5 protein-coding genes are annotated in these 6,700 nt (G+C 69.9%); all 5 read left to right on the top strand.

What is annotated here, in order from left to right:
• The first annotated feature begins 159 nt into the window (after positions 1-159).
• The 5 genes from V7053_RS09810 (at position 160) to V7053_RS09790 (ending at position 6,507) form a co-directional block, all read left to right on the top strand.
• Positions 160-1,005: a TatD family hydrolase gene (locus V7053_RS09810; RefSeq protein ID WP_334172098.1), complete on the top strand. Its 846-nt coding sequence runs from the start codon at positions 160-162 to the stop codon at positions 1,003-1,005.
• Between the two features lie 243 nt (positions 1,006-1,248).
• Positions 1,249-2,412, top strand: a complete 1,164-nt coding sequence (locus tag V7053_RS09805) for a transglycosylase family protein (protein WP_334172095.1) — start codon at positions 1,249-1,251, stop codon at positions 2,410-2,412.
• 214 nt (positions 2,413-2,626) lie between these two features.
• Positions 2,627-3,532, top strand: a complete 906-nt coding sequence (gene rsmA / locus V7053_RS09800) for a 16S rRNA (adenine(1518)-N(6)/adenine(1519)-N(6))-dimethyltransferase RsmA (protein WP_334172094.1) — start codon at positions 2,627-2,629, stop codon at positions 3,530-3,532.
• A gap of 10 nt (positions 3,533-3,542) precedes the next feature.
• Positions 3,543-4,502 carry a 4-(cytidine 5'-diphospho)-2-C-methyl-D-erythritol kinase gene (locus V7053_RS09795; protein ID WP_334172093.1) on the top strand — a complete coding sequence of 320 codons (960 nt, stop codon included), beginning with the start codon at positions 3,543-3,545 and terminating at the stop codon, positions 4,500-4,502.
• An 85-nt stretch (positions 4,503-4,587) separates the two neighbouring features.
• Entirely contained in the window at positions 4,588-6,507 is a 1,920-nt protein-coding gene (locus tag V7053_RS09790; protein WP_334172092.1) for an ABC-F family ATP-binding cassette domain-containing protein, read from the top strand.
• The last annotated feature ends 193 nt before the right edge of the window (positions 6,508-6,700 follow it).

Raw genomic sequence — 6,700 nt, 5'->3', positions numbered from 1 at the left:
GGGCAGGGAGCCGGGCAGGGAGCCGGGCAGGGAGCCGGGCAGGGAGCCGGGCAGGGAGCCGGGCAGGACGCCCTAGGGAGCGGCAACTCGACAAGCCCGAAAAGCAAGGGTCAAGGGACGCCCCGGGGTGCCGTCGGCGTGCGCTCGGCTCACGACGAAATGGGCCGGAAGCGGCGGCTCGAGTATCCGCCTGCACCCGAGCCCCTTCCCGTTCCCGTCATCGACAACCACACGCACCTGAACTTCCGGGATGGGCTCGTGGAAGTCGGGGTGCGGGAGGCCCTCGACGCCGCGGAGGAAGTGGGCGTGCACCGCGCGGTGCAGGTCGGGTGTGACCTGCCGTCGTCGCGCTTCACCGTCGAGGCCCTCGACGCGGACCCCCGCCTCCTCGGCGCCGTTGCGCTCCACCCGAACGACGCGCCACGGTACGCCGAGCGCGGGGAATTCGACACGGCCCTCGAGGAGATCGAGAAGCTAGCGGCACACCCCCGGGTGCGGGCGATCGGCGAGACGGGGCTGGACTACTTCCGCACTCACGGCGAGGCCCTCAAGGTCCAGCACGAGTCGTTCCGGCGTCACATCGACATCGCTAAGCGCTTGGGCCTCACCCTTCAGATCCACGACCGGGATGCGCACGACGACGTCGTCCGTATCCTCGGCGAGGAGGGCGCACCGGAGCGCGTCGTCTTCCACTGCTTCTCGGGGGATGAGGATCTAGCCAGGACGTGCAACGAGAACGGCTGGTTTCTGTCTTTCGCCGGCACCCTCACCTTCAAGAACGCCGACAACCTGCGCCGAGCGCTGACGATCGCCGAGCCGACACGCATCCTCGTCGAGACCGACTCTCCGTTCCTCACGCCGCACCCCTACAGAGGCCGACCCAACGCAAGCTATATGGTCCCCTACACGGTGCGCGGGATGGCAGCGGTGCTCCACGCTGATCTCGCCGAGCTATGTGGTCGCCTGGACGCCAACACCGTCGAGGCCTATGGGAGTTGGGACTGAGGTGGGCTGAGGTCGCGGGGACTTGGGACTGAAGTCTCGGCTGGTGTGGCCGAAATGTAATCTTTGCTTGCTCCTTGGTAACGCTTCGGTTACGCTCGGTTCCCAGTAGCCGGGGTCGGGGAAGGCCCGCGGACGAAGTAGAGCCCCGTGCAGTCGCGAGAGCAGCTGCATCCACGGGGTCCGGTCACGCCTGTGCCCGCGTCCGCTGCACCCGTGCCCGGACCCAGTGAGGTTAGGGCCCATGTGAGTAGATACTCCGCCGAGAGCGCCACGGCGAAACCGTTTCGGATCGCCGGCCAGGTCGCAGTCGTCGGCGCGCTCGTGCTGGGCACGACCGCGTTCGTCGCAAATGCGAAGACCGTCACGCTGAGCGTCGACGGCAAGGCCAGCACCATCCAAACGTTCGCGGGGACCGTTGAGCAAGTGGTCCGCGGCGCTGACGTGGGGGTCAACTCTTCCGACGTAGTCCAGCCCGCCCTGTCCGCCTCCGTGCAGAGCGGTTCCGTGATCACGGTCAACCGTTCCAAGGAGGTCACCGTTCGGCTCGACGGGGCCCAGCGCACGATTCAGACGACGGTGCCCACCGTGGACGCACTCGTCCGTCAGCTCGGCGTCGCGTCGAACAGCGTGGTCTCGCTTGCCGGATCCACTGAACTCGCTCCCCAGGGCAGCGTCGTCGCCATCTCGACCCCGAAGGACGTCACCGTCCTCGTCGACGGTCAGGCGGTGACCCGGACGACGGCGGCCGCAACCGTGGGCGATCTGCTCTCCGAGCTCGGACTCACGCTTGCCCCGAACGACACGGTCTCCCTGCCGAGCAATACGCCGGTCGTGACGGGTCTCGTGCTCAAGGTAACCCGCGTCGATGCCGGCAAGGCGGACACCGTGACCGAGTCCGTCCCCTTCAGCACCGAGAGGACCGACAGTGCGGACCTTCCCGTGGGCCAGACGAAGGTCGTCCAGCAGGGAGTCGCCGGAACCCTCGTGAAGAACTACCAGGTGCTTTCGGTCGATGGCCGCGAGGCCAGCCGGACGCTCCTCTCACAGAATGTGACCGTCCAGCCGGTCGCCGAGAAGATCATCGTGGGGACGAAGCAGCCTGACCCCCAGCCGTCGTCCTCGCCTACGCCGTCGTCGACATCGACGGCCGCCCCGCCCGTCGCGAACGAGGCGATGTGGGACAAGATCGCCCAATGTGAGTCGGGTGGAAACTGGGCCGCCAACACCGGCAACGGCTACTACGGCGGCCTTCAATTCGATGTCTCGTCCTGGATGGCGAATGGCGGTGGCCAGTACGCGCCGAACGCGGCACTCGCGAGCAAAGCGCAGCAGATCGCGGTGGCCAACACCTATTACGCCAAGTCCGGCCTCTCTCCGTGGGGCTGCGCGTGGGCGGCCAACAGCTGACGGAACCGCGCTGAGGCAAGCGCCCTGGGCCAAACCGGGCCTCGATTCGTGCTCTCACCGCAGCGCCGCGATAGGACGCCGCCCAGAAGGGATGCCGCCCAGAAGGGACCCCGCCCAGAAGGGATGCCGCCCAGAAGGGACCCCGCCCAGAAGCGAGCCGCTGCCCGATAGGACCGCGCCCGCGACAGGACGCCGCCCCCGATAGGATGCTCGGGTGACTGAACCCGCGCACCTGCTCGGGGCGGCCGACATCCGGGCGCTCGCCGAGGAACTCGGCATCCGCCCCACGAAGACGCTTGGCCAGAACTTCGTGATCGACGGCAACACGATCCGCAGGATCGTCGCCGCGGCGAAGGTGGATCCCGCGGAGACGGTGCTCGAGGTCGGACCCGGGCTCGGCTCGCTCACCCTTGGCCTCCTCGACGCCGCGGCTCACGTGGTCGCGGTCGAGATCGACCCCCTCCTGGCGCAAAGGCTGCCCGACACGGTCGCGCACTGGCGCCCCAACGCCGTCGTCCGCTTCGACCTCGTGCTGGCCGACGCGCTCAAGGTGACCGAGCTGCCGCAGGAGCCCACGGCTCTCGTCGCGAACCTTCCCTACAACGTCGCGGTGCCGGTGGTCCTCCACCTGCTCGAGCATTTCCCGAGCCTCCGGCACGGCCTGGTCATGGTCCAGGACGAGGTCGCGGACAGGCTTGTCGCCGGTCCTGGATCGCGGATCTACGGCGTCCCCAGCGTCAAGGCGGCGTGGTACGGCACGATGCGCAAGGCCGGCGTCATCGGCACCAACGTCTTCTGGCCGGCGCCGCGAATTCATTCCGGGCTTGTCGCCTTCGAGCGGCAGGAGCCCCCGCAGACGACGGCGACCCGCGGCGAGGTCTTCGCCGTCATCGACGCCGCGTTCGCCCAACGACGCAAGACATTGCGGGCGGCATTGTCCGGCTGGGCTGGTGGGGCCCCCGCCGCCGAGCGGGCACTCGTCGCAGCCGGTATCGATCCGAGCGCTCGCGGCGAGACTTTGGGCATCCTGGACTTTGCCCGCATCGCTGAGCAACGCGAGGTTGGGCCAGGAGGGGCTGGGCCAGCAGGGGCTGCGCGTGGGGGAGAGACACTGCGCTAGCGTGGGGGGCATGCGTTCAGCGAGCGGTGGCGGCCGCAGATCAGTGCGGGCCAAGGCCCCCGGCAAGATCAACGTCTCGCTCCGCGTCGGCCCGCTACGTCCGGATGGCTACCACAGTGTCGCGAGCGTCTACCTCGCCGTCTCGCTCTTCGAAGAGGTGCGGGCCACGGCCTCAGACGAGCCCGGCATCACCGTGAGCCTGAGCCCGGAGAGCACCCTCGACGTCGACGAGCTCGAGATCCCGCTCGACGAGAGCAACCTTGCTGTCCGCGCGGCCGCTCTCATGGCCGAGGTCTCCGAACACGCCACCGGCGTCCACCTCGAGATCACCAAGCGCGTGCCGGTCGCAGGCGGCATGGGCGGGGGATCGGCCGACGCCGCGGCCGCCCTCGTCGCCTGCGACGCCCTGTGGGGGAGCGGCCTCTCGAGGGAGGAACTGGCCCATCTCGCCGCCGAGCTGGGCGCGGACGTGCCCTTCGCGCTCCTCGGGGGCGCCGCCGTCGGCCTCGGGGTCGGGGACCGCCTCTCGCCCGCCCTCGCAACCTCGAGGCTCGACTGGGTCCTTGCACCCGCCGACTTCGGCCTCAGCACTCCCGCCGTCTTCCGCGAGCTCGACCGGCTTCGCGCCGCGGAAGGTGTCGAGGCCGAGGAGCCGGTCGACGTCGAGCCCGGCATCCTCGCAGCCGTGCGGGCCGGCGACGCGACAGGCCTGAGCCACCTCCTCGTGAACGAGCTGCAGCGCGCAGCAGTCTCGCTCGCCCCCGGGCTCCGCGACACCCTGGGCTGGGGGGACTCGCACGGTGCCCTCGCGTCGATCGTCTCGGGTTCGGGCCCGACGGTGGCTCTCCTCGCAGAGGATCCGGCGGCGGCTTCGGAGCTGGCAGAGGCGCTCGGCCATCGCGGCGCCCACGCCGTGGCAGTCCATGGGCCCGTTCCTGGGGCGCGGATCGTCAGCGATACCCTGCTGTAGTCTCGTTTCTGGCCTATCCGTTACCGGCCTATCCGTTACCGGCCCATCCGTTACCGGCCCATCCGACCCCTCGAGAAAGCGATCCGTGGCACACCTGCTCGGCGGCGAGAACCTCAGCATTTCCTTCGGCACCCGAACCGTCCTCGACGGAGTGACGGTGGGTCTCAACGAAGGCGACCGCGTCGGCATCGTGGGTCGCAACGGCGACGGGAAGTCCACGCTCATGCGTCTCCTCTCCCAGCGGGCCGAGCCGGACGGAGGCCGTGTCACCAGGCGGCGCGGCGTCGACGTCGGGTATCTCGACCAGGGAGACGTGCTCGACGGCGATCTCGACGTGGGGCGCGCGATTGTCGGCGATCGCTCCGCTCACGAATGGGCGGCCGACCCCCGCATCCGCGAGATCATGGCCGGGCTCGTCGGCGACGTCGACTGGCGCGCCGAGGTGCGTTCCCTCTCGGGCGGCCAGAAGCGCCGCGTCGCCCTCGCCAAGCTCCTCATCGAGCCGCACGACGTGATCATGCTCGATGAGCCCACGAACCACCTCGACGTCGAGGGCGTTGCGTGGCTCGCGCGGCACCTCAAGACGCGGTGGCGCGCGAACGAGGGCGCCTTCGTCGTCGTCACCCACGATCGCTGGTTCCTCGACGAGGTCTGCACGGGCACGTGGGAGGTCCACGACGGGATCGTCGAGCCGTTCGAGGGCGGCTACGCGGCCTACGTCCTCGCCCGAGCCGAACGCGACCGGATGGCTGCCGTGGTCGAGGGCAAGCGGCAGAACCTCATGAAGAAGGAGCTCGCGTGGCTCCGTCGCGGCGCGCCCGCCCGGACCTCGAAGCCGAAGTTCCGCATCGACGCGGCCAACGCGCTCATCGCGGACGTGCCCGAGCCGCGCGACGCCGTTGCGCTGTCGAAGATGGCGACAGCGCGGCTTGGCAAGGACGTCGTCGACCTCGAGGGCGTCACGCTCGCATACGACGGCGCCACGCCCCTGTTCGACAACATCACCCTCCGCCTCGCCCCAGGGGAGCGGGTCGGCGTCGTGGGCGTCAACGGCGCTGGCAAGTCGACCCTTCTCCGGCTCATCGCGGGGGAGCTGCCCCCGACGTCGGGCCGCGTCAAGCGCGGGAAGACCGTCGTGACCGCGGTCCTGAGCCAGGATGTCCGCGAGCTCGACGACGTCGCCGACCTGCGGGTCATCGAAGTGATCCAGCGCGAGAAGCAGAGCTTCACTGTCGGGTCGAAGGAGCTCACGGCGGGGCAGCTCGTCGAGCAGCTGGGATTCACGAACCAGAAGCAGTGGACCCGCGTCTCAGAGCTTTCCGGCGGCGAGCGTCGGAGGCTCCAGCTCCTTCGACTGCTCGTGGGGGAGCCCAACGTCCTCATGCTCGACGAGCCGACGAACGACCTCGACACCGACACGCTCGCCGCCGTCGAGGACGTGCTCGACGGCTGGCCGGGCACCCTCGTCGTCGTGAGCCACGACCGCTACCTCCTGGAGCGGGTCACGGATCACCAGCTCGCCCTGCTCGGCGATGGGAAGGTTCGCGCGCTCCCCGGCGGCGTCGAGCAGTATCTCGAGCTGCGGGAGTCAACGCTGGCGTCGGCGAACGACGCCGGATCGGCTGGGCAAGGCGGGGCCCCCCGGGAGAGCGCGGGGCCGGGCCAGGGTTCACCGCAGGGGGCAGCGCGCGGGCCAGTCCAGGGTTCGGCGCAGGGTGGAGCGCCGGGGGCGGCCCAGGACGCAGCGCAGGGCACAGCGCAAGGGCCGGGGCAGGGCTCGGGTGCCAGCGAGGCGGAGAAGCGTCAGGCCCGCAAGGAGCTCAGCCGCGTCGAGCGCCAGCTTGGGAGGATCGCCGAGCAGGAGACGAAGCTGCACGGGCAGATGGCTGAAGTGGCTGACGACTATGGGCGGCTCGCCGAGCTCAACGCCCAGCTTCAGGCCCTGCTCGCCGAGAAGGAGGATCTCGAGCTCGCGTGGCTCGAGGCATCCGAGATCCTCGAGTAGGTTTGGGGCGCCCCTCCCGGGCCGGTTCTTCGCTGTCCGACGCCTCCCCGGCCCGGCCGGTTCTCGGCTGTCCTGGGCCGCCGGCTGACCGAATCGTCCGCGTCCGAGTGTTCACTCTCACGTCACCGGCGCGTCTCCGTGGGCCGCTACCCTCACGTCGGGGGACAGGGAACGCCGTGGCGTCGGCGGCCAG

This window comes from Sinomonas sp., assembly GCF_036848755.1.
Taxonomy (GTDB): domain Bacteria; phylum Actinomycetota; class Actinomycetes; order Actinomycetales; family Micrococcaceae; genus Sinomonas.
This window is presented reverse-complemented; position numbering and strand designations above follow the sequence as displayed.

Coding starts and splice junctions, on each gene's coding strand:
- V7053_RS09795 (WP_334172093.1), top strand. CDS start 3,543: ATGCGTTCAGCGAGCGGTGGCGGCCGCAGATCAGTGCGGGCCAAGGCC.
- V7053_RS09810 (WP_334172098.1), top strand. CDS start 160: ATGGGCCGGAAGCGGCGGCTCGAGTATCCGCCTGCACCCGAGCCCCTT.